This window comes from Reichenbachiella carrageenanivorans (genome assembly GCF_025639805.1).
Taxonomy (GTDB): Bacteria; Bacteroidota; Bacteroidia; order Cytophagales; family Cyclobacteriaceae; genus Reichenbachiella; species Reichenbachiella carrageenanivorans.
Genome location: NZ_CP106735.1, coordinates 4,300,828 through 4,325,224, shown reverse-complemented (window position 1 = coordinate 4,325,224; position 24,397 = coordinate 4,300,828). Strand labels below are relative to the sequence as shown.

Below are 24,397 nucleotides of genomic sequence, written 5' to 3'. Positions count from 1 at the left end.
TAGGTACTTGCCCGATAAAGGCGAGTATTTGTGATCAATTAATTACTACTGTATGATTAGAAATTTTACAAAAATGATAGGCTTATGCCTATGTATGAGTTTCGCATTTAGCGTTGCAGCTCAAGTTGACGTAGACGTCAATTTGAATATCAAACACTCTGTAGATGGAATCTCCGATTTTGGTCGGGAGCGGCACATGACCATTCATTCCTCGTGGACAGATCAGGAGTGGAACGGACATGAAGACATGCTGGATTATTTAATCAATGATCTGGATGTTTATTTCGGTCGTGACAATGGCTCCGCGACTTGGAAGAGCCGATTGATGAAAGAAGATCCTGCAAAACCGCACTGGCCTGATGTGGAAGACATGGCTGTGCAGGGTGCCAATTTGAAAAATTGGTACGAGACAGACGCCAATTTCAAGAATGATTACCAATACGAAGGCAAGGGAGATATGATCATGGGAATAAATCCTGCGCCTATTTACCCTACGCTCGCATGGGATAATAATGGATGGATGAGTGGCGATTGGCAAACTTGGGATGTAGATGCCTCTGCTTTCTTGGTAGCCAATTATCTGGATAAGTATTTTGCTAAATCTCTGGGTGACCTGGGAGAACCACTACCTACCTATTGGGAATGTATCAATGAGCCAGACATGGATATGTTGACCAGTCATTATATGTTTTTGACTAGCCCTGAGAAGCTTTTTGAATTTCATAATCTGGTGGCTCAGGAGACCAGAGCACTTCTGGGTAGTATGGCTCCTAAGATTGGAGGAATGACTTGGGGACAGCATGATTTCCATGCTGGAGACTTGGTGTATCGTCGAGATGCACAATTCTATTATGATTATTCTACACCAGATATATATCCGCAGTATGACAACATGCTAGCCAGTGATATTTGGCCCAACCGGAAAGATGCTTGGTTTCAGTGGGATGGGTTGTGGCAGTCCTATATCGACGCTACCGGGGAAAACATGGATTTTCATGGCGTGCATATATACGATTGGCCTCAGGCCAATGATGAAGGTGTCATCCGAACAGGAGGTCATATAGAAGCTATGCTGGATTTGATGGAGTGGTATGACACATTCAAACACGGAGAGAGAAAAGACATCGTCCTCTCAGAGTTTGGGAGTGTTTCTCCATTGGTGCATGACTTGCCCTACAAAAGAAGAGATTGGGAGAATATTCGCCCCTTCAATCAGATGTTTATGCAGTTCCTTGAGCGTCCATCTCACTTGGTGCTCACCATGCCATTTGCCCCTGCTAAAGCACAATGGGGAGATTGGTTTCATGAAGATGGTACACTGGGAGAAAGGTATCAGACTACCTTGATGGATCCAGTCGGCGAATACACCGAAAAACCTGGGGAAAGCCGATACGATCACAAAGACTGGGAGTGGAGTGCCAATATCCTCTTCTTTGAGCAATGGAGCGATGTGAAAGGTACGCGTATCGATACCAAAGCCAGTGATCGTGACATACAAGTGGATGCCTATGTAGACGGCACACATGTTTATCTGATACTCAACAATCTTGAGTTGGACCCGACTACGATCAATCTCAATCTATTTGACGACTATCAGAATGAGATCGTAAGTGTAAGCACCAAACACCTTTATTTAAACACCAGTATAGATGAGCCCGTGCTGGATCGTGAAACCATGAGTGCTGCGCCAGGATCTATTCTTTTAGAAAAGAGCGCGACTATGATTCTCGACTATGAGTTTGCCAATGAGGTCATCATTGATCAGGAATCGGTAGAGAAAAAATTCATGGGCGAACCTTTGACAGACGAGACCAATGCCTATGGGAGTCAATTGTGTCATGTGAAAGTGAATGGACGTGCCAGCTTTACAGCCAATGTAAACGGCGTAGAAGTACCAGAAAAAGGAGAAGCACAATTGCGTATTGGTCTAAAGACAGCTAATACAGAAAAAATGGTCATCTCTATCAATGGCCATCAATTGCGTGCAGAAACAGATCCTTCTGATTGGAGAGGCCGAGAAAGAAAAAGAGGGGCTTTAGGCTGGTTTGGCGTATTTGAACTCGATGTGCCTTTAGAATACCTTCAGACGGATAATGTGATTGTTTGTCAAAACAATGGAAATACCTCTGAATACTCATCTTTCCAGATACAAACATGGGATTTTACAAAGGAACCCAGCCGTTCGGCGAATGGTGATCAAATCGCTGTAACGGGTATTTCGCTAGGAGACCCAATATCAATAATGCAAGGCGTGGAGCAAGGATTGTCTGTTGCTTTCACTCCCATAAATGCATCTCAAAAAGGAATCACCTGGGCGTCGAGCAATCCTGCAGTAGCCACTGTCAATGACAATGGAGTGCTGACAGTACTCGCTTCGTCTGGTACGACGACCATTACTGCTACCAGTATCGATGGAGGGTTTGCCGCTACCCAAACGATCACAGCTATCGCCTATGAGGCGACTCCCGTGACGGGCGTTACCATATCGAATGGCGATAACATTACGATTGAACACTACACCGAAACACCTCTGGAAGCTGTCGTTTCTCCTCTAGATGCATCCGTACAGCAGATCGTATGGTCATCATCTGATGAAGATATCGTTCATGTCAATCCTGCCACGGGAAAGCTAAGAGGCAAAACGCTGAATGCGACGGCTACGGTTACTGCCACGGTGATTGATACTGAGTCAGGCGACGCAGTGTTTACCGACGAGATTGAAGTGTTTGTGTCGATTGCTGGCTCAGAGACGGTGTACTGTAGAGACTTACCAGCTACACTACAGCCATTCGAATCCTTCTCTGTCAATGTCCCCGTACGAGTCACTGGTGCCAGAGAGGTGGTCGTAGAATTGACCAAAGATGCAGGACTATTGGGCTCAGGTACTACGTCAGTAGATGATTTTGGAGACGTTTCCACTAGTGTGGAGTATCAATTGGCCAGCGTGCCTGCTTTGGGTACAGGATATACCCTCACCGCCAAATTGATGGATGGCAGCACAACATTGGATGTTTGTAGCCAAGAGGTGGAAATGGTCGATCACTTCCGAGCAGAATCGATTTCAATTGCCGAAGGAGTCAGTGCGGTGCAAGTAGGTGAAAGTATTCAGCTGGAAGCCAATATTCTACCTGAAAATACTTTCAATAAGGCCGTCGTTTGGAGCACATCTGACGAAACTAAAGCCACTGTTGATGCGGTTACAGGAGAAGTAACAGGTGTGGTTACGGGCGAAGTGACAATCACCGCTACTAGCGATGATAATCCGAGCTTGTCCGATGAGGTGACCATCACAGTACAAGCAGGAGAAGTAGTAGTGCCTATCGAATCTATTGAATTAGCTACTGATCATTTGAATTTGTACTTAGGGTTTGAAGCCGACATAGCTTATGACCTATTACCAGCATGGACCACGCAGACGGAGGTTGTTTGGTCTTCAAGCGATGCGTCCATTGCTACAGTGGATCAACTGGGGCATGTCACAGCCAGTGCGACCGAAGGAACAACTGTCATTAAGGCAACTGCTGTAGCCGATGAGACTATTTTCGCGGAAGCGGTTGTCCGTGTATCCAAAACCCTAATCATTGAGGCAGAAGAGCTAGGCAGAACTGGTGGGCCATACGACGGCTGGAGTGCCAATGCCGTTGAGATCAACAACAATCAAACAGGAGACTGGGGCGAATACGATGTTGACATCCCAGTAAGTGGAGAATACAGCATCAAATATTACATAGGTGCGCCAGCGACCAGTACAGATGCAGGGGTCAATATCTATGTGAATGGAGTTTTGCAGCAGCATACCGTAGTGCCCGCAGGTACTGGCTGGGAAAACTACGTGGCTATTGATGCGACTGAAAATATTCAACTATCAAAGGGAGCGGCCAACATACGAGTGGAGTCTGTCGGGTCTTCAAACTGGCAGTGGAATATGGACAAGTTCGAATTGACTAACCTAGGATCTACGAGCGTAGAAGGCGTAACGGTAACACCAGAAACCTTACTGGTAGGTGTTACTCAGACCCGATCACTGACAGCCGAGGTTTCGCCAGTCAGAGCGATCAATAAGAACCTAAGTTGGAGTTCGAACAATACATCTATTGCCACTGTAGACCCTGTGACTGGTGAAGTGACCGGCGTCGCCGTTGGCGAGGCGGTCGTTACGGCTACCACAGAAGAGGGGAGCTTCACCGATTTTTGTACAGTCACCGTGCAGTCAGAAATCGTCGCTATCGAGGTAGAAAGCATTTCGGTAACGCCAAGCGAAGTGACTTTGGCCATAGGCCTCACCAAACAACTGACAGCTGCTCTTTTACCAATAGATGCGGATGACAAAACCGTTACTTGGTCTTCGAGCAATAGCGGACTGGCTACAGTATCTGCAAGTGGGTTGGTCACAGGCGTGGCTTTGGGCGAAGTGACGATCACCGCTACGGCTCATGATGGCACGGGCATATTAGGTACGAGTACCGTATCGATAGTCAATGAAATACTCTCGTCGATTGCCTTTGATGACGCTGCTAAATATGTGAACACGACCTATGAAGTAGGAAGTACCTTGGACGTGAGCTGTACCTTCCAAGTAGGTGCTGGTGGTGTGCTCGACGCCAATGGAGTCACGTTCTGGTTGAGACAAGTCACTGCAGGTTGGGCAGGTATTACCAAAGACATAAAGGTCAATGATGTCTCTGTAGCAGGTCTGCAAAACGGCACGGCTACAGCCTCTATCTCACTGGCAGATCTATTGCCCACAAATGAAATAGGCACAGATTTCTATTTTCTATGGATCACATTTACTCCTTCTGGCGGACAGATGTACAACAAGTTTTCAGGAGCATCGCCGATCAATATCATAGCGGCTTCCGATGTAGATGTGACCGGCATTGCTATAGTAGACGCAGCACAGACGATCCAGCTGGGTAGTACTTATTCGCTGACCGCTACGTTTGCACCTGCCCATGCGACCAATAAAAACGTGAGTTGGAGTACTCAGGATGAAGCCATTGCTACGGTAGTGGATGGAGTGGTCACGGCTACTGGAGTGGGCACTACCACCATCACGGTGACTACAGCGGATGGAGGCTTTACGGATACTATAGAGGTTACTGTACAGCAGGCTGTCACTTCGGTGACTAGTGTTTCGCTAAATGCGACCGCAGAAACGATCAAAGTCGGGGAGGTACATTCCTTGATAGCCACAGTGCTACCTGCAAACGCCACAAATAAAAGCATAAGCTGGAGTTCTGATGATCCTTCAATCGCCACTGTGGTGGAAGGTAAGGTCACTGGTATAGCAGCAGGTACCACCATCATCACAGTCACCACGGCAGATGGTAGCAAGTCCGCCTCTTTTGAGATCACCGTAGCAAGTGAATCTGGTACGGTGACTGCTATTGGACAAGAAGCGCATCAAGTGAAAGTATATCCTAATCCAGGGTCTTCCAAAATCTTTATAAGAAATGTATTGGGCTACAGCCAAGTTTCTATAGTCAGTTTATTGGGTACTACAGTGCTCGTACAGCCCATCACAAAAGAAGGGATGTCGATAGATATTTCTCAAATAGAGAATGGGGTGTACCTGATGAATTTTTATGGAGAAAACGGCACTGCGATCATGAAAATCATGGTGCAACACTAACTAATACTGCAAGAGGGGATGAGTGCCCCTCTTTTACCTGTCATGGGTTTTAAAATTATGAATAAAACAAAACGATTTGAATGATGAGAAAGTTTACTAGAATTTTATTAATCCTTATCATGGGGTTTTCGATGACCAGTGTCTACGCACAAACCCTATTTGAAGTGTCTTTAGCCAACCAATCAGAGGTTGAAAGTTTTGTTTCCAGTTTGCCAACAAACTTTGCTAGTTCGGGTACAATGGAAGCAGCTTCATGGGGAGGTACATGGGGAGCAAAACTGAGTGGTGTCAGTAGTTTAACTTATACGGCCACTGATCTAGCAGCAGGGAATTATCTGATTGAGGGTACTTTCATGGTTCAAAACAAAACTGTTCTTCCTTTTCATTATGGTGTGTGGGCAGTAGGCGATGATGCTCCTACAGCTGCTATTCAGGATGAGGGCACCAATAGTACATTTGTTGCATTCAGTAAAACGGTGTCTGTAGCAAGTGATGGAGATTACATTTTTGGAATTCTAAGAGGAAATCATGGCTCTCAACTATTTGTGAAGGAATGGAGTGTGACTAAGGCAGCTGCCACTGTACTGGTTACTGGTGTTGAGCTTGATAGTGATGCTGGAACTTTGGGAGTTGGGGCTTCACATACGTTGACAGCTACTGTATCTCCAGAAGATGCTTCCAATAAAGAAGTGACTTGGTCTACAAGTGATGAAGGGATAGCTACCGTAGTAGACGGTGTAGTTACGGCAGTTGCAATAGGTACTGCCACCATTACGGTCACTACTACAGATGGCAGTTTTACCGATACCTTCGTAGCTACTATCGAAGCTCCAAAGGCCGTGACTGGCGTGACTTTGGATGATGACGCAGAGACGATCATTATTGGAGATGACTATACGTTGACAGCGTCAGTCCAACCTGTAGATGCGGCTAATAAAGCAGTGACTTGGGCTTCGGGAGATGAAGCGATTGCGACTGTAGTAGATGGCGTCGTCACGGGTGAGGCCGTAGGTAGCACTACCATTACAGTGACAACTGAGGATGGTGATTTTGAGGCTACCTTCGACGTGACTGTAGAGTCAGCAGCAGTTACTGGACTCACAGTAACTCCAAGCACTGGAAATGCATTTGTAGGAACTACTACACAACTAACAGCGACGGTAGCGCCAGCCAATGCAACAAATAAGTCTGTTACTTGGAGTTCAGATGATACAGATATTGCTACGGTGAGCGCCTCAGGGTTAGTCACGGGTGTAGCAGAAGGTACAGCTATTGTTACCGCTACTTCGGTAGATGGCAGTTTTACAGGGACGAGTACCATCACTGTAGGTGCGGCTCCAGCAGTAGGTGTGACTTTTGATAATATAACTAACTATGCAGGTGCTTCATTCAGAACGAACGGTACAATGGCCGTGACGGTAAACTACAACCTAGGAGGGGAGACCATGAATGGTAATGGCGTACAAGTAGTACTCCGACATTTAACTTCTGCTTGGGGATTAGTCACAGACTATGCAGCACCACTAGATCAGACTGGCATAGGTACTTCTACGGGTTCTTCTACGGTTTCTATCGACCTGACAGATGTAGTGCTGTCAAACGAACTACCAAGTGGAGATTTTTATTGGCTGTGGGTACGCGTACACAGTACAGGCGGTTTGAAAGAGGTTTCTACTTTTCAAAATAATGGCCCGGTGATCGTTCCTGAATTTGATAGCTCAGAAAAGGAAATCTTAGGTTTTTCTCTAGGCTTGGTTCAGAGTGGAGAGGTTGTGATAGACAAGACCAATTTCACCATTACGGCAGAAACGACCTTTGGCACAGACAATACAGCCCTTTCGCCTGTCATTACCGTGTCAGATTATGCAACTATATCACCTGAATCAGGAACACCTGTAGATTTTACCAATCCAGTAAGTTATACCGTTACAGCCCAAGACATGAGTACGCAAGTATGGATGGCTACGATCACAGCAGCGACTAGTGAAGTAGATGTGACTGGTGTAGCAGTGACTCCCGCACCCGCATCTGTCAAAACAGACGCTACAGTGCAGCTTACAGCAGTTGTGTCTCCTTCTAATGCGACCAACAAAGCAGTGACTTGGACTTCTAGCGATGATGACATCGCTACAGTAGATCAGACTGGTCTAGTGACTGGAGTATCCAGTGGGGAGGTCACCATCACAGCCACATCGGATGAAGACAATACCTTGAAAGGAACGAGTACAGTGACGGTAACAGCTGCCCCCAAAGCGGTCTTTGATGATCTGAGCAAATACACGCAAGGGACTTTCCAAAGTGGAGGAACAATGGAAGTAGTCGTAGACTATAACGCAGGAGAAGGACAGACCATAGCGGCAGAAGGCATCAAGTACATGCTTCGTCACCTAGATGGCTCTTGGGCAGTTACAGGAGAAGACTTTGAAATAATAGATGAGTCAGTGGTAGGTACATCTTCGGGTACTTCTACTGTGACTTTAAACCTGACAGATGCTACGTTGACTTCTGAATTGCCTACAGGTGATTTTTGGTGGCTTTGGGTACAGGTCTTCACTACAGATGGCACACTCGAAGTGAGTGCAGCCAATATAAAAATAGTAAGCCAAGGAGCAAGTGAAGAAACAGACATTACTGCATTTGCACTTGCAGCGCAAGACGAAGCGGCCACCATCGATACGGACAATCATACCGTGTCTATCGCCGTGCTACATGGTACGGATGTGACGGCACTCACACCTACGATTACGCTATCTCAAGGAGCTACTGTGTCGCCAAACTCTGGAACAGCACAGGATTTTACAAGTGCTGTCACCTACACCGTAACGGCCGCAAGTGGCGCAATACAAGATTGGGTAGTCACCGTGACGGAGGCTCCTCTGGTCAATGTCACAGGCATAAGCCTTGATGACGACGCAGCATCTATAGAAGTAGGGAAGACCCATGCGTTGGTAGCTACTGTATTGCCAGCTAATGCATCCAATAAAAAGGTGACTTGGAGTACGAGCGATGCCTCTATAGCGACTGTCGTAGATGGCGTATTGACTGCCATAGGCGAAGGGGTAGCCACGATTACTGCGACAAGTGAGGACGGTAATTTCACTGCTGATTTTACGGTGACTGTACACAAAGTAACGGCTATTGTAGGCGAAGTCAATCTGATGAGTGTATATCCTAACCCGGTTTCTTCTATTCTGAAAATAGATAATCCTATTGGATATCATACGGTTTCGATTATTAATCTAATAGGAGTAGAAGTGCTTCGCAAGTCACTGACTACTTCTGAGAGTATAGATGTCTCGTCGTTTGATAACGGCGTCTACCTCTTGAAATTCACTAGTGAAAAAGGCACTGAGTCTGCAAGGATCGTTGTCAGTCACTAAGCATCAGGAATATTAAAACTGCATAAAGCAGGTTAAAATATATAAGTCAAGTATTGTATAGGACTTATTTTTCTTAACTCACGCAACAGCTAAAGGCACCGATGAAAGTCGGTGCTTTTTATGTTTTATAGCGTGGCATCTAGGGGTGAAGACCAAAACAAAGAGAGCCAACACAAGTGCTGGCTCTCTTAAAAAGAATTAAACCAATTAGTTATGCCGCTATTTTTGCTTCTGTTTTCAGTGCTAGCTCCATCGCTTCTAATTTCTTTTGTTCGGCTACAGCAGCTTCCTCATCTGCTTTAGAGAATTTGATACCCAATCCTAAGAGACTGATAGCGACTACAGCTACACCGAAGTACATAAAACTGTTTTCTAAGGTAGAGCCACTTCTGAGTAAGAACTGGGCGTACATCACAGCACCCACATTGCCACCAGCGCCTACGATACCAGCTACGGCACCCAGCGATTTTTTATTGATGAATGGTACGACAGAGAAAGTAGCTCCTTCGGCCATTTGCACGAAAAGTGAAAAGATGATCATGGTCATGATGGCTGGGCCGAGTAGATCCATTCTTGAAAAGAGGATCAAAGCAAGTCCTTCTACGAACAATACCATGACAAGCCATTTTACTCTTCCGCTGAGTCCACCAGTTTTGGAGAAGCGATCTCCTAGCCATCCACCCATAGAGCGGGCAAATAGGTTCATCAAACCAAACAAGGCCGCGATCAGTCCTGCGGTGGTTTCGTTTAGTTCAAACTTGGTCTGGTAGTAAGTGGCTGCACGGCCGTTGACAAATAGTTCTAGTCCAAAACAAGCACCATAGATGGCAAACAAGATCCAGACTCTTCGGTCTAGGACGGCAGACATAAACAGGCCAGATTCACCTTTTTCTACTTGGGGTTTTTCTTCTGGTACATCTTCGAAATTGCCCTTGGGCGTGTCTTGTGTGTATTTCCAATAGAGATAGGCTACGGCCAACATGATGAGGGCAGGCACAAACATGGCTGGTCTCCATTTAGATAATTCTGATTCTGCAAAACCAAGCGCAAGCATACCCGAAGCGATGAGTGGCATCATGGCCTGTGTGACTCCACCGCCCAGGTTACCCCAGCCAGCAGTGGTGGCATTGGCGATTCCTACTACATTGGGGGCAAACATTTTGGTGGTGTGGTACTGTGTGATCACGAATGAGGCACCGATTACGCCGATCGCCATTCTGGAAATAAGGTAAGTCTCCCAGTTGTAAGCGAATGAAGATCCAGCCACGACGATGGCACCGAATACCAAGAGATAGGTGTAGCTTTTTCTAGGGCCTATTTTGTCGCAAAGATTACCTATAATGAGTCGAGCAAAAATGGTGACTCCTACTGAGGCGATAAAGGCGGTGATCTTTTGTGCTTTGCTTAGATCCATGTCTGGGCCAATGGTGGAGTTCATCAGGGGCGCATGTGCAAACCAACCAAAGAAGCAAAGGAAGAAAGCAACCCAGCTGAGGTGAAAAGTTCGCATTTGTACCGATCGGAAGTCGAATAGGTTGATCTTTGTGGCTTTTTCTAAGGAAGAATTCGTGTACATATTGTTATCAGTTAGTTTTCGAATTACGTAGTGTGTTTTTGTTAATTACGTAATTGTTTATGCAAAACTAAGTAGTGGTTATGCGCATAAAAATGGTAGAAGCCATACAGTAAACATTCTTTAAGCAATAGAAAAGATGCTAAAACGCAGTAATTTATTTATGAGGATCTCTGAGGCTAGTAAGAGGAGGGTACTAAAAGAAGAATGGATATATAAAGAAAATTGATTCCTTGAATATTGGTGATCTCGGAGAATATGCGTCTTTTTGGCTAAATCTTAACTCATACATACTAAGTCCCCACTCATGAAGAATATCCAATATCAAATGATTGCGCTTTGTTTGCTTTTTTTAGTAGCAGGGCAGGTACAGGGGCAAGATGCCGTAGACAAGAAACAGGCGAAAAAGGAGGCCAAAGCGGCAAAAAAGAACAAAGTACCAGAGAAAGGCGATATCTATTTGTCTCCATTGCCAGTGATCGGTGCCAATCCCGCACTTGGGTTTATCTACGGTGCAGGCCTGGCAGCCAGCTGGTACATGGGAGATCCCAAGACCACCAAGATCTCATCAGCACTTGCCGGGTTAGCATTTACCACACTCAACCAGACGGTGTTTACCATCAAGAGCACGGCCTATACCGAAAACAACAACATTATCCTGATGGGAGATTGGAGGTTTCTCAACTCCTCGCAGCCTACTTGGGGACTAGGTACGGGGCCTCAGTCGGCCAAGCTCGTGAGCAATGGCTTTGAGTTTAACGATGGGATATCCGAGGGCATTGACGGTGCCCAAATGATGGAGTATAAGTTTATCAGGTTTTACCAAACGGCTCTTAAAAAAGTGAATGAAGGTTTTTATGCTGGTATCGGAATCCACTTCGACAGATTCTATGATGTAAACGACCAGCTCCTAGATGTGGCCAATGGAGACATTACTAGCTACTATGCGTACAACGAAGCCTATGGTTTTGACAATGAGTCTACCACCTTGGTCGGGCTTTCGCTCAATGGGATTTATGATACTCGTGACAACCAAAACAATCCATATAAAGGTAGATATGCTTACGCTTCCTTCAAGATGAATCCAGCGTTTATAGGAAGTGAAAAATCCTCTACTACGCTGTGGTTGGAGTATAGAGACTATTTTAGCCTGACGCCAGACAATCACAAAAACATATTGGCCTTTTGGACTTGGGGCAATTTTAGTACCTCAGGAGATCTGCCTTATTTGCTCTTGCCAGCGATCGGGTATGATCAGTTTGCCAAATCAGGTCGTCCATATGCACAGGGAAGATTTAGAGGACAAAATATGGTATATGCCGAAACGGAGTTTAGAAGGCATGTCTGGGGCACAGACAAAAATCCTGACTTGATCGGCATGATCGCTTATTTCAATATCACCACGGCTAGTGCATCAGACAACGACATCAAACTATTCGGTGAGATCAATAAAGGCTATGGCCTCGGAGTGAGAATAAACATCAGTAAAAAAGCAAGAACCAACCTGGGCGTAGACTACGGCTGGGGAGACTATGGTACACAAGGTGTTTATATTCGGCTAAACGAGACTTTCTAATAAATCTGCTATAGAAGTCAGCCTTCTGACCGATATCCTTCAGCACTATAAAAAGACAGCCAATTACTATTATTAGTGGTTGGCTGTCTTTTTTGTGATTTCTGCACTGTTTTTCGTTCTCCCCTCATGCATAGCGCTTTTTATGGAAAATATGAGAGATAGAAATCATGATGCGCTACGAAATCGAAATAAATCCTTTAATGTAAAGATCAAATTCCCGAGACTCTTTACACTTTTCTTTATGCTATGCTATCGTTTCTCGAGTTCAATTTTGTACGTCCCTATGGGAATGGTAACACTTACACTGTTCGGCTCAGAAATATCTACTGGAATTTTTTTGTCGTCTATCTTAACGGCTGAGATGTCAGAGTCGTAAAAAGTGACTTTAGCTCCAGAAGAAATAATTTTACCAACAATTTTTTTCTCCTCGCTTTTTCCATTCATATAAATGGTAATCGGTGTCTCGGAGCTAAAACCTATTGGAATGTCCTGTCCTGATTTAAATGATGTACCCTTTACAAAATAAGTAACCAGCTTTCCTGCAAGTTTTCGGTATACGATATTCGCAGCCTGAAAAGATTCCGTTTCATTTGTCCCCGAGACAGAACTATCAGAAGTAAGTGCAATATCTACAACATTCCCTTGAGTGATTTTACCACCAGTATATACTTCAGTTGTAATTCTAGCCATACTACCAATCTTGTGGTTCTGATCACCTGGGAAAAGTACTGTTAGTATATCCGCTTTATTATTGCTTGTAGAATAGTTATTATACAGGTACCCTGCTCGGTAGTGGTGTTGTCTTCTCTGATTTACCATTTCTTTCTTTTCAACAGAAATTGGTGGTGTTCCAAGGAAAGTGGCTAACTCTACGGTGTTGTTGCTATACAGCACTGGACCTAGCGCGCCTTCTTTTACTTTGAGTGCTGAATGATAGTGTTTTTGATCCTCAACCGTTTCTATGATTGCGGTATTGGGGTGCCAAACGATATTAACCGTTGCTCCAGAAACATCGGTCTTTACATGATCCATAACAATATAATATCCATTTGCTCCATTTGCAGCCTGAACAAACATTACATCTCGGAAATGCTCTCCTTTTATTGCCGTTTGGCTAGAAGCCCTGAAATATTCAATATTGGTATCAGTTATTCCTTCTTCAATTCCTTGCCCAAATTTACTGGTGTGTTTTTCTCCGTCTATCATTAATACATTCCCAGATTCAGAGTTGTACTTAATGAAATCCCACGAACTTGTGAGTCCTTCTGCTGACACGTCGTTATTGGGGCCATCATAACCTGAATTTCTTAAAATTCTTTCTCCATATCCTGACAACCCAATAGAATTGGCTTCATACTGAGCATGCCAATCCACTTTTTCAGTCATAGATAGAACACTTAAATACAAAGCGTCCTTTGATTGATTATTTCCAATTAATGCAGCGTAATTGTCGAAAATTCTACTGGGAGCCAATTCGGCATCATCTAAATCAATTTCAATAGGATGGTTGTTTGCAGCAGAACCTGCCATCATAACATAGGACAACAAATAACCTTGTAGTGTTGCTGTTTCTTGTGAAAGCCCCGCTTGTTCCTTTAGTCTCCACATGGCCCATTTATAAGCATTGTCAGAAAAACGAGCGGCTCTTGCTATTGTTGGAGTAGATATTTGCGTACCATTTATAGTCCAGTCTATTCCGCCACCTCTAGTATCACCATAAAACATATTCGCTCCAAATGGAGCCGCCGCATAACCATACATAAACTCATGCATATTACGGAATCCTAGATTACTAAAATATTCGTTATAGCCCATATATTCCATAAGGTCAAAAACTGAATTTTTTGCTCCGCGCCCGATGTGGTTAAACCGTCCTATTACATACCCATTTCCAGAAGGAGAATAACCATCGGGAAAAAAATGTATCGCTAAATCTATATCGTATTGTTTTTTTGCTGCGGCAAAGTTTGCTGTATCATTTGCATATTTGTACCACATCATCCTCATGGCTATACCATGAGGTTTCCATCGATGAGTGACTAACTGAAAAATTTTATCCTTTATATCGTGTTCATAGCTAGATAGGTCTGCTTCATCAAGCTCGTAGCGAATTACGTCCAGTGCTAAAAGTGCATGCAAAAGCTCATGAGATGGTACGGAAGAGGTAGCTGCTCCTGTACCAATTTTCATGGTTCGGATTCTGCTCTCGAATTTATTTTTAATAGCATTTATATATTTATTCTTATTCGAAGGGTCGAGAATATAGGCTAGTGCATTTGCTCCCATCACGTCTCTGGTCTCTCCATCACCCTGGTTTGCTATAGTAATGGCGCTGGTTTTCATAGCTTCATACATTTCTGAAGTAAGGGCTAATTTTCGCCAGTATGAGTAATCTGTAGTGTCAATAATGTTTCCAGCTATACTATTTTGTAGTGAAATGGTAAGGCTGAAAACTACTACAGCAATAATTATTTTAAGATTAGAAAATGTTCGTTTCATATGATCGTCAAAGAGTTAGAATATAGTTGAGGGCAAGGCTGCAAAACCTTTACAAGATGGTGATTCCTGAGAAGAAAACTTGTAAGGAAGTGAAAATTTGGAGTATTGTAACCTTCTCGTGTTGTGTAGTCTCAAATATGTATATGTTAGAAAAAGGGCTCAAAAACATATTGAGGATTGAGAATCAAAAAATAGTAATAGACCACGTTTGCAGATTTGACTATTTTATTACCTTCACCAAAGTGCATGAACTCATTCATTGACGTTAAATAATTACCACACACTATGACGGAATTTTGGGAAGAAAATTTTGTAGAGAAGCAAGAAATGTGGGGTTTGGAACCTGCTTATTCTGCGGTGCTCACCAAAGACTTATTTGTAGAAAAAGGACTCAAAAACATCTTAATACCAGGGGTTGGGTATGGACGGAATGCTCAAGTATTTTGTGACAGTGGCATGACAGTCACTGGGATAGAAATATCCAAAACAGCTATCGAAATGGCTAGGAAACACTACGGTGAGCAGATGACTATCTATCATGGTTCGGTGTCCGATATGCCTTTTGATTCCATCAAGTATGACGGCATATTTTGCTATGCTTTAATTCATCTGTTGGATCAAAGCGAGCGCGAAAAGCTAATCAGAGGCTGCTATCACCAGCTGTCGACCCAGGGCTACATGGTTTTTACGGCAATCACCAAAGGTGCTCCTACTTATGGCAAGGGCAAGCAAGTAGGCAAAGATCGCTATGAAATACATAAAGGGGTACAGATGTATTTTTATGACAAGGCGTCTGTGCAGGCAGCTTTTGAAAATGTAGGTTTATTTGAGATTGTAGAGATTGAGGAAAATCAACCTTTTTATTTAATTAAGTGTAAAAAAAGCGGATGAGCTATTTAGACCTGATGTACTTCCACTTAATCACAGTGGTGCCGTGTTTTGTGATCGGTACTGTTTTGCTACTGATCAAAAAGGGGACTGATACCCACCGAAATATGGGAAGAGTTTACATGTTTTTCATGATGGTGACGGCCTTGATTACGCTCTTTATGCCTGCGCAGGTGGGGACAAGAATTTTCAACCATTTTGGCTGGATTCATAGCCTGAGCTTTCTCACTTTGTATACTGTGCCCACGGCCTATTTTGCAATCAAAAAAGGGAATGTAAAGTCTCACAAAAGAAAAATGATCCTGCTTTATTTTGGTGCGATTCTGATTGCAGGGGTGTTTACGTTTACTCCTGGTAGGTACTTACACGAGTTGTTTTTTTAAATGCTTGCAGTTCTATAAGGTTGTTGCTTTTCCTTTCCCTGTGCTGTTCTCAGTTAGAGTTATCATTTTTCTTTCAGGGTCTTTTGCAAATAGAAAGTATCTTTGTTGGTAGACGATAGGTTAAATTTGAGAAGATGAAAAGTGTACTGGATGACATTTGGGTATTTGCAAAAACCACTTTGGTTGGGGGCTTTCTCCTCATCGTACCCTTTGGGATTTTGTTTGTGCTTTTTGATAAAGCCTTAAATCTTTTTCGTACTATCGTAGCACCTATTGCGGGCCTTATCCCCATCGAACATATTGGAGGAATTACACTAAACCGTATTTTGGCTTTTTTTGTATTGCTGTTTTTGTGCTTCATCGCTGGGCTATTGGCTAAAACTCGTGTGGCGGCCGAAAAAAGAGAGTGGTTGGAACAAAAACTTCAATCCGTCATACCAGGCTATTCCCTTATCAAAGGAATGACCGAAACCATTGCTGGTTTAGAATCCAACAACATGAATGACGTAGTGATGGTAGATATAGAGGAAGTATGGCAGATTGGTTTTTTGATGGGGAAGATAGATGATGACCTCAGTACGGTCTTTTTGCCTGGGGCACCCAGTCCACTATCGGGCGATGTGGTATTCGTCAAAAATGAACGGATACGAAAACTAAATATCAGTGAAGTGAACGCCATATCCATCCATAAAAAACTCGGACAAGGGGCAGAGAAGTACTTGAAAGGAAAAGTACATGCTGGTATGTTTGATAAGAAAGAAAAATAGGCTTGACTTTCTTGATAGAAGACTTTTTTATTCCTTCAAGAAAAGATCAGTTTAATAATATAACCCCGTAAGGCAACCTAAACGCAAAGGAATCGTGAGCTAAGGGGTATATCAAAAAATAAAAACCATAATAATATCAAGAACTTTATGAACCGTATTCAACTATTGCTTGCCAGTGCTTTCTTTTTGTGGTCTTGCCAAGGCAAAGTAGCCAACGAAAACCAAACCAAATCCACTTTAGAATTTCAAAACAAAGGACATGAGCTCGTCTATCAGATGACCCAAAAAGTAGGCAGTTATCAAGACTTACTGGATTTGAAAGATGTGGTCTATACCTATACTTACCAGACGGCAGATCAAAAAGAGGACATCTCTACAGAGAAGTATATATTCGATGGAGAATGGTCTTATGGCAGCTATGAGAAGCACGAAAGAACGCTGCCTGATATGGAAGGTACAATAGAACAGGGCTACAATGGTCAGTCTTTTTGGCTCAAACATAATGGCGAACGGGTAGAAGATGAAGCCGCTATAAAACGAGTGACTTTCAATAGAAAGACCAATTTTTATTGGTTTGCTATGTTTCAAAAGCTGCTAGACCCAGGGCTGATTTATACTTATATGGATGAAGCTACAGTAAATGGGCAAGTGTATGATTTGGTAGAGGTTTCCTTCGACACAGACCAGCCTTCTGATCTTTACCGATTGTATATCAACAAAGAGACCCAGCTAGTAGATCAGTTTTTGTTTACTGTTGTGGATTTTAATGTGACCGACCCGCTAATCATGAAAGTGGAATATGAGAAAGTGGACAACATACTGATTCCATCCAAAAGAAAATATACCAAAGCCAACTGGGACGGGGAGAATCTGACCGACAACTGGACACAGGTACAGTGGACGGGTATCAAGTTCAACAACAACCTACCCAAACAGTTGTTTGAATAAATCATTATTGTTTTAGCTCTCACTATCCCGTTAGTAGTGAGGGCTAAATCGAATTGGATTTGGCTCATTCGCTAACGGTGTACATATGGGCTGGGTCGTTCTCTCTTTTCGTCGGTACTTTCCTGTGACCAACAACTATGGCGTAGCACTTTTGTGCAATACAGCTACCCCCTCTTCATATAATATAATGGCTTTTCTGCAACCTTTTCCGTGTACTTGGCCGACTATTTACAGATCACGGAGGTTTTGTGTCTGATGCATACATGTTTATTTATTGAAGAGTGGAAGGATTTCGCTATCTTTCTGATATTCAGTATGAAATAGTGTTTTTCATGAAAACATGATGCTCAAACTACTCTGATTATTAAAATTAATAGCCATTAATATTTATAAAAATGAAACTAAAAAACAAAACCTTATTTCTTGGGTTATGCCTTTTGAGTGTTAGTCAATTGAAAGCACAAGAAAACCTAAACAGAGAAATTCTTCCAATTACTAGGACAGAGCCTAAAACCTACAAAGCACTGGATGTACGAAATACCAAACCTCCCAAACGATTTCAAGTTACTCCTCCAGAAGGAGCTCCCAATGTGGTAATTGTTTTGATCGATGATTTGGGTATTGGTGCGACCAATACCTTTGGTGGGCCAATAAAAACGCCTACGATGGATAAATTAGCAGGAAATGGACTGAAATATAATAATTTTCATACCACTGCACTTTGTTCACCCACTCGAATGGCTCTTAAAACGGGGCGAAATCATCATACATGTAATACGGGTTCGATTATGGAGACAGCCACTGCTTATCCAGGGAATACAGGTGCGCTTCCTAAGAGTGTAGCACCGCTAGCAGAAATGCTGAGGTTAAATGGGTATAGTACTGCTGCTTTTGGCAAATGGCACGAAACAGCCGCTTGGGAAACCAGTGTGTCTGGCCCATTCGATAGATGGCCAACGCATCAGGGTTTTGATAAATTTTATGGATTTATTGGAGGTGAGACAGATCAGTGGGCGCCGCTTATTTATGATGGGGTGAAAAAGGTGAACCCTCCAGTCATGGAGAATTACCATTTCACTACGGACATGACTAACCAAGCGATCAACTGGGTGAAAGCTCAGCAATCAATGACACCTGACAAGCCATTTTTTGTTTACTTCTCTACAGGAGCTGTGCATGCTCCCCATCACGTATCTAAGGAATGGTCAGATAAGTACAAAGGAAAATTTGACAAAGGGTGGGATGAGATAAGAGAAGCTACCGTGAAACGAATGAAGGAGATAGGTGTCATTCCTAAAAACACCAACCTGGCTCCTAAGCCAAAAGACATCAAAGACTGGAGTAAATTAACAGATAGTGAACGAAAACTTTTTGCTCGTCAAGCCGAAGTGTTTGCTGGGTTTATGGAGATGACCGATTTTGAAGTGGGTAGATTGGTCGAAGCCATTGAAGAGATTGGAGAGATGGATAACACCTTGGTGCTATTTATTGCGGGAGACAATGGAACCAGTGCAGAAGGCGGAATGGTCGGTATGTTTAATGAAATGACTTATTTCAATGGAGTAGAAGAAAAAGTGCAAGACTTACTTCCTTTGATCGATGATTGGGGGTTAGAAAATACTTTTCCACATATGGCAGCGGGATGGGCAGTGGCTTTTGATGCCCCTTTTACTTGGACCAAGCAGGTAGCATCAGATTTTGGTGGTACACGCAATGGAATGATTGTACATTATCCTCAGGGCATTAAAGAAAAGAGTGGGATCAGAACACAATTCACTCATGTCACAGACATCGCACCAACTATACTAGAAGCCGCAGGGCTACCTGAGCCTAAAGTAGTAGATGGAGTGCCACAAATACCAATGGCTGGCACCAGTTTATTGTATACTTTTAATGATGCAGCAGCAGCGGAAAGGCACACTATTCAGTATTTTGAGATGTTTGGGAATCGCGCAATTTACAATAATGGGTGGTTTGCTAGAACCATCCATCGTGCGGCATGGCAAACGACCAATTTGCCTCCATTGACCGCTGATGTGTGGGATCTCTATCATGTAGATGAAGATTTTAGTTTGACGAAAAACTTGGCTTCAAAATATCCCGAAAAATTAGAAAAAATGAAAAGTCTTTTTATGGCTGAAGCTGAAAAATATCATGTGCTTCCGATCGATGACCGAACACTGGAGAGAACAAACGCTGAATTGGCAGGAAGGCCCGATTTGCTAGGAGGTCGCAAAAGTTTATTGCTTTATGAAGGGATGGAAGGCATGATGGAAAATACTTTCATGAATATAAAGAACAAATCATTTACAGTGACAGCCGATATAGAAGTGCCTGAGGGTGGTGCAAAAGGCGTGATCCTGACACAAGGTGGTAGATTTGGTGGCTGGTCTGTTTATCTGAACGAAGGAAGACCATCTTTTATATATAATTTTCTTGGGCTTGAAAGTTTCGTGGTCGCAAGTGAGTCAAAACTTACCGAAGGTAAAACAACGGTTACATTCGATTTTGTGTATGATGGAGGAGGCCTTGGTAAAGGCGGTGAAGTAACTGTGCTTGTAGATGGGAAGTCAGTTGCTAATGGTAGGGTTGAAAAAACACAGCCTTATATCTTTTCTGCAGACGAAACAGCGGATGTAGGGCTTGATAATCAAACACCTGTAGCCGTGACGGAAAACATAGGATATGGGCCTGTTGAAACGAAATTTACTGGTAAAATTCATAAAGTGCTTTTAGAAGTGAAATAAGCACGTAAGAAACAGATTGAAATAGATTTACTTCTGAGGCATTTTGTTTCAAATAACTGTTATTCCGTGTTAGAATAAAAAACCATCACTCGTAGCCATTAGCAGTGGCTGAGAGCGATGGTTTATCATTTTGAGTAAATGACCTATAGGATTTTGTACTGCGACTGAGAACCAACTACCTGTCGATCAGCAATCTCTACAGGGTAAAAGCCTGGCGGCGTTGATCACCCTGAAACTTCTTTTGCGAAGTTGGCAGTATCACAACTAAACTGGCTATGAGAAAAACTAAACCTGAAATAAAAACTTACTTCAATGTCTGGGCTTATGTCAAAATGTGTGCCGATCGTTGTAACTAATAGTATATCAATGAGTTGTGTGTAATTGGGTTTTGCTGATTTGTTCGATATCGTGCAGAAGGTGTACGGTATACACTAGATCAGAGATACGGGATCTCCCAGTCTGACCTCACCACTCGAGACGACTCTGGCCGTAATTCCCCCGTGTCCACGCATGGCGCTATAGCCGCCTGCGCCTAGATTTTCTTCCATTCTGTTGCATGGTGCACAGATACCAGAAGTTTCTAGTATTACATTCCCGATTTTGAATTGTTGTGACTTGAGCGCAAGCAGATTGATGCCAGATACTACTATATTACGTCTGGTAAGTTGGGGGTTGATGTGGTCTTTGCCTAGCATCGAAGCCACAGCGTCCAAGTGTTCTTTTTGGATCAATGTTACTTGTCGTTTGCCTGATAGACTACCCGAAAAATGATCGCCTTCGAGTCCTGTTTTCTCTTTTACGATGACCTGATCTACAGGGGTAGGTAGGGCTTTTCGTTCTTGGCGAATACCGATCCATTCGACCTTGCCCACTTGTGGGATAGATCGCAGCAATTGCTTCATTACAGGTTCTTCGTACGACATCAGATTTTTTTACAAACAAAAATAAAATACTTGATGTAATATAGATATCGGTCTATTGAAAAAATGAGACTGCCTCAAAAGTTTACTTTCGAAGCAGCCATCATCAATAATCAACCATCAATCAAAAAAATCTTATTCGTCTCTGAGGCAGTCGATAGGGTTGATCTGAGCGGCGCGTAGGGCCTGAGCACCCACAGTGAGCCAAGCGATCAGTAGCGAGAGGCATCCCGCTCCAATGAAAAACCACGCCTCCAGACTGATACGAAAGGCAAATTGATCTAGCCATTCGCTGACAAGGAAATAGCTGATGGGTAAGGCCAGTAGTATGGATACTCCTACCAGTTTGGTGAAATCAGAAGAGAGTAGGTAGATGATGCTAAGTGCGCTGGAACCTAATACTTTACGAATGCCTATTTCTTTCTGGCGTCTTTCGGCTGTGAAGCTGGCTAGCCCAAATAGCCCCAGACATGAGATCGCAATGGCCATGCCAGCAAAATAGCGAGAGAGCATGGAGACCCTTTCTTCTGCGGCATACATGGAGGCATATTCTTTGTCCATAAATTCATAGTCTAGAGTAAATCCAGGGTTGAAATCCATGTAAAAAGACTCTAGATCTGAGAAAGTTTGTTTTTCGGCACCTGCCTGAATTCTGGCCATAATAAACCAGGTATCTTCTGGTGCAAGCATAAAAAAGAGTGGCTTTACTTCGCTGTGTAGCGACTGAAAATGAAAGTCTTTTACCACACCTATGATTTCCATTTTGTTTTCTTCCCATAGGGTAATGGTTTTACCGATCGGATCTTCGAGGTTCATGACTTTGATAGCAGCCTCGTTGAAGATGATTTTTGATGTGTCTGTACTAAAATCACGAGAAAACGGTCTGCCTGCTTTGAACTCGATATCTAGTGTTTCGAATAAACCATAGTTGGTACGCACATTTTCAAAAAGGATATTGGCCTTTGGGTCTTTGCCTGTCCATTCTAGTCCAGAGGTGCTGTTGTTGCGGTGGAGTAGGGTGTGGCCAGTACTGGTAGCCGATACGATACCAGGGATGGCTTGAAGTTGCTCTAGAAATACGTCTACATTTTTTTCGACTTTTCCTTCTTGTACAAAATAGATCATGTTGTCTTTGTTGTATCCTAGGCTTTTGGATTGTACAAAGTCGATCTGTTTGTAGATCACTACTACCGATACGATCAGAATGATAGATAGGGTAAACTGAAAGACGACGAGCCCTTTTCTTGCCCAAAGTTCTGCCCAAGAGCTTTTGATTTCGCCTTTGAGAACTTTCACTATAGTGAATCCCGAAAGATAGATGGCAGGGTAGCTCCCTGAAATAAGTCCTGCGAGCAGTGTGAGCGAAAGGAAAGAAGAGATTGTGTAGAGGTCAAAATCACGGGGTATTTCCTTGTCGGTGATTTCGTTGAATTGAGGTAGAAAGAAGTAAACCACTAGCATGGAGACTAGAAAGGACGCCAGCGAGAGCAGCAAGGATTCGGTGAGGTATTGTGTGATAATTGACGATTTGGGTGCACCGATAGCTTTTTTGATACCTACCTCTTTGGCTCTACGGGAGGCTCTGGCAGTAGAGAGGTTCATAAAATTGATACAGGCGATCAGTAGAATGAAAATGGCAATGATCGAAAACAACCGAACGTATTCGATACGTCCACCAGCGAGTACACCATTTTCGTATCTGCCGTAGAGATAATTTTCCGAGTATTTTTTGAGAAATAATGTTACGTTAGAGTCTTCATTTTTGATTTTCACAAAGTCTGCAATTTTTTCTTCTACATGAGAGACATCGATATTTTCTTGTAGTGTGATATAGGTTTTGGGACCGTTATTGCCCCAGTGTGTGACCCACTCGTTGTCATCTTTAAATCTTTCGAAATTCAAAACAAAGTCAAAAATGTAGCTTGAATTGGGGGGCGGTTTTTTGAAAATACCTGTAATCAGGTGGGTTTCGTTGTGGTTGAGTTTGATTGATTGTCCTACCACATTGGCCGTAGTGCCAAATATTTTCAACGCTAGTTCGTCAGAGATCACCAGATCCATTTTGTTTTTGAGAACCTCTTCGGGTTGGCCGTCGATGAGCTCGTATGAAAATAAGCTAAAGAAATCTTCGCCTACATAGTAGCCATCGGCTTTTAGGTTCTTGTCGTGATTAGAAAGTGTGAATCTGTTGATCCACGTGGTAGTGGCGGCATATTGGATTTCTGGGATTTCTTCTTTGAGGGCCTCAGCGAGTATGCCAGGGGTGGAGTTGGTAGTCATGATATGATCAGCGTATTGCTGATGCTCCATCACTTGAAAAAGTCGGGTATCCTTGGAGTGAAAATCATCCATACTCCTTTCGTCCATCACCCATAGGTATATGAGCATGGTACAGGCTAGCCCTGTAGATAGTCCAAAAAGATTGATGAAGAAGGAACTTTTGAATCGTTTGAAGTTCCTAATGGTTAGAAGGAGATGGTGTCTGAGCATGATTGAGTTTTTGATTATCTGACTTATAGATAATCCGTCCACTCAAATAGTTGCAATCACCCCAAGAAATTATCTCATTTCGTAATCGGCAGGCTTTTCTATCATGTCGAGTGGCAAGTACTTGGCTTCGGCTTTGCTTATTTTCTTTACGCCGAATATACCACCAGATGCCTCTGCTACCACTTTGGCTATGTCTAGCAAAAACTGGTGCAATTGAGAAGCTACTTCGGGTTGCACTTTGGGCAAGATGCCATTGAGCTGACGCAAATAAGAAGTAATGGCATGCTGCCTGGTGTCCAAGTGATCAGGCAAGTCTTCTATGTAATTCTTAAAAATATCTTCAAACTTGTCGGCTACGTCTTGAAAATACTCTCCTAGCTTGTCGTATCGATGCTTTGCCGTGGTGGCATAGTGTATGGCTTCAGCTATTTCATCCTTGTCTACATCGTCGTCTGCACCCGCAATTAGCATTGCCACCATCGCTGGGGCGTTTAGTACGATTTCAATTTCATCATCTCTAAGGGTTCTAAATACGCTGGTCATATCTTTTTTGTTTTTTTAAATGGCTAATTCAATAATGATAAAAAAGTGCAA

At 43.2% G+C, this 24,397-nt stretch carries 13 protein-coding genes; 8 read left to right on the top strand and 5 right to left on the bottom strand.

Annotation, left to right across the window (positions count from 1 at the left end; genetic code table 11):
- Positions 1-94: 94 nt before the first annotated feature.
- On the top strand, positions 95-5,632 hold the full coding sequence (locus tag N7E81_RS17450) for an Ig-like domain-containing protein (RefSeq protein WP_263050885.1): 5,538 nt from the start codon (positions 95-97) through the stop codon (positions 5,630-5,632).
- An 80-nt stretch (positions 5,633-5,712) separates the two neighbouring features.
- Entirely contained in the window at positions 5,713-9,012 is a 3,300-nt protein-coding gene (locus N7E81_RS17445) for an Ig-like domain-containing protein (protein ID WP_263050884.1), read from the top strand.
- A 211-nt stretch (positions 9,013-9,223) separates the two neighbouring features.
- Here the strand turns inward: N7E81_RS17445 and N7E81_RS17440 are convergent, their stop codons facing one another.
- Complete coding sequence (locus tag N7E81_RS17440; protein WP_263050883.1) at positions 9,224-10,588, bottom strand: MFS transporter; 1,365 nt, start codon at positions 10,586-10,588, stop codon at positions 9,224-9,226.
- 304 nt (positions 10,589-10,892) lie between these two features.
- Between N7E81_RS17440 and N7E81_RS17435 the strand changes: the two genes are divergently transcribed.
- The gene (locus N7E81_RS17435; RefSeq protein ID WP_263050882.1) at positions 10,893-12,161 is read left to right on the top strand and encodes an outer membrane protein assembly factor; all 1,269 of its coding nucleotides are present in this window, start codon (positions 10,893-10,895) and stop codon (positions 12,159-12,161) included.
- 249 nt (positions 12,162-12,410) lie between these two features.
- Here N7E81_RS17435 and N7E81_RS17430 read toward each other — a convergent pair whose 3' ends face one another.
- On the bottom strand, positions 12,411-14,660 hold the full coding sequence (locus tag N7E81_RS17430) for a hypothetical protein (RefSeq protein ID WP_263050881.1): 2,250 nt from the start codon (positions 14,658-14,660) through the stop codon (positions 12,411-12,413).
- Positions 14,661-14,945: 285 nt separating this feature from the next.
- On the opposite strand from N7E81_RS17430, the gene N7E81_RS17425 reads away from it, so the two are divergent.
- The 5 genes from N7E81_RS17425 (at position 14,946) to N7E81_RS17405 (ending at position 20,393) form a co-directional block, all read left to right on the top strand.
- On the top strand, positions 14,946-15,551 hold the full coding sequence (locus N7E81_RS17425; protein WP_263050880.1) for a class I SAM-dependent methyltransferase: 606 nt from the start codon (positions 14,946-14,948) through the stop codon (positions 15,549-15,551).
- Positions 15,548-15,931 (top strand): DUF2306 domain-containing protein, encoded by a 384-nt coding sequence (locus N7E81_RS17420; RefSeq protein ID WP_263050879.1) that lies wholly within the window; start codon positions 15,548-15,550, stop codon positions 15,929-15,931. The genes N7E81_RS17425 and N7E81_RS17420 overlap by 4 nt, the downstream gene beginning before the upstream one ends.
- Positions 15,932-16,065: 134 nt before the next feature.
- A complete protein-coding gene (locus N7E81_RS17415) occupies positions 16,066-16,698 on the top strand; it encodes a DUF502 domain-containing protein (RefSeq protein WP_263050878.1) in 633 nt (210 codons plus the stop codon).
- A gap of 147 nt (positions 16,699-16,845) precedes the next feature.
- Positions 16,846-17,646 (top strand): DUF6503 family protein, encoded by an 801-nt coding sequence (locus N7E81_RS17410; RefSeq protein WP_263050877.1) that lies wholly within the window; start codon positions 16,846-16,848, stop codon positions 17,644-17,646.
- Positions 17,647-18,041: 395 nt separating this feature from the next.
- Positions 18,042-20,393, top strand: a complete 2,352-nt coding sequence (locus N7E81_RS17405; RefSeq protein WP_263050876.1) for an arylsulfatase — start codon at positions 18,042-18,044, stop codon at positions 20,391-20,393.
- A gap of 431 nt (positions 20,394-20,824) precedes the next feature.
- Here the strand turns inward: N7E81_RS17405 and N7E81_RS17400 are convergent, their stop codons facing one another.
- The 3 genes from N7E81_RS17400 to N7E81_RS17390 all read right to left on the bottom strand — a co-directional run bounded on the left by N7E81_RS17400 (position 20,825) and on the right by N7E81_RS17390 (position 24,346).
- Positions 20,825-21,316, bottom strand: coding sequence for an MOSC domain-containing protein (locus N7E81_RS17400; RefSeq protein WP_263050875.1), 492 nt, complete (start codon positions 21,314-21,316; stop codon positions 20,825-20,827).
- 132 nt (positions 21,317-21,448) lie between these two features.
- Entirely contained in the window at positions 21,449-23,803 is a 2,355-nt protein-coding gene (locus N7E81_RS17395) for an ABC transporter permease (protein WP_263050874.1), read from the bottom strand.
- 69 nt (positions 23,804-23,872) lie between these two features.
- The gene (locus N7E81_RS17390) at positions 23,873-24,346 is read right to left on the bottom strand and encodes a hypothetical protein (protein WP_263050873.1); all 474 of its coding nucleotides are present in this window, start codon (positions 24,344-24,346) and stop codon (positions 23,873-23,875) included.
- Positions 24,347-24,397: the final 51 nt, after the last annotated feature.

What these genes read in the sequence shown, in the direction of transcription:
- N7E81_RS17450 (WP_263050885.1), top strand. Translation starts at nt 95, where the DNA reads ATGAGTTTCGCATTTAGCGTTGCAGCTCAAGTTGACGTAGACGTCAAT.
- N7E81_RS17445 (WP_263050884.1), top strand. Translation starts at nt 5,713, where the DNA reads ATGATGAGAAAGTTTACTAGAATTTTATTAATCCTTATCATGGGGTTT.
- N7E81_RS17440 (WP_263050883.1), bottom strand. Translation starts at nt 10,588, where the DNA reads ATGTACACGAATTCTTCCTTAGAAAAAGCCACAAAGATCAACCTATTC.
- N7E81_RS17435 (WP_263050882.1), top strand. Translation starts at nt 10,893, where the DNA reads ATGAAGAATATCCAATATCAAATGATTGCGCTTTGTTTGCTTTTTTTA.
- N7E81_RS17430 (WP_263050881.1), bottom strand. Translation starts at nt 14,660, where the DNA reads ATGAAACGAACATTTTCTAATCTTAAAATAATTATTGCTGTAGTAGTT.
- N7E81_RS17425 (WP_263050880.1), top strand. Translation starts at nt 14,946, where the DNA reads ATGACGGAATTTTGGGAAGAAAATTTTGTAGAGAAGCAAGAAATGTGG.
- N7E81_RS17420 (WP_263050879.1), top strand. Translation starts at nt 15,548, where the DNA reads ATGAGCTATTTAGACCTGATGTACTTCCACTTAATCACAGTGGTGCCG.
- N7E81_RS17415 (WP_263050878.1), top strand. Translation starts at nt 16,066, where the DNA reads ATGAAAAGTGTACTGGATGACATTTGGGTATTTGCAAAAACCACTTTG.
- N7E81_RS17410 (WP_263050877.1), top strand. Translation starts at nt 16,846, where the DNA reads ATGAACCGTATTCAACTATTGCTTGCCAGTGCTTTCTTTTTGTGGTCT.
- N7E81_RS17405 (WP_263050876.1), top strand. Translation starts at nt 18,042, where the DNA reads ATGAAACTAAAAAACAAAACCTTATTTCTTGGGTTATGCCTTTTGAGT.
- N7E81_RS17400 (WP_263050875.1), bottom strand. Translation starts at nt 21,316, where the DNA reads ATGTCGTACGAAGAACCTGTAATGAAGCAATTGCTGCGATCTATCCCA.
- N7E81_RS17395 (WP_263050874.1), bottom strand. Translation starts at nt 23,803, where the DNA reads ATGCTCAGACACCATCTCCTTCTAACCATTAGGAACTTCAAACGATTC.
- N7E81_RS17390 (WP_263050873.1), bottom strand. Translation starts at nt 24,346, where the DNA reads ATGACCAGCGTATTTAGAACCCTTAGAGATGATGAAATTGAAATCGTA.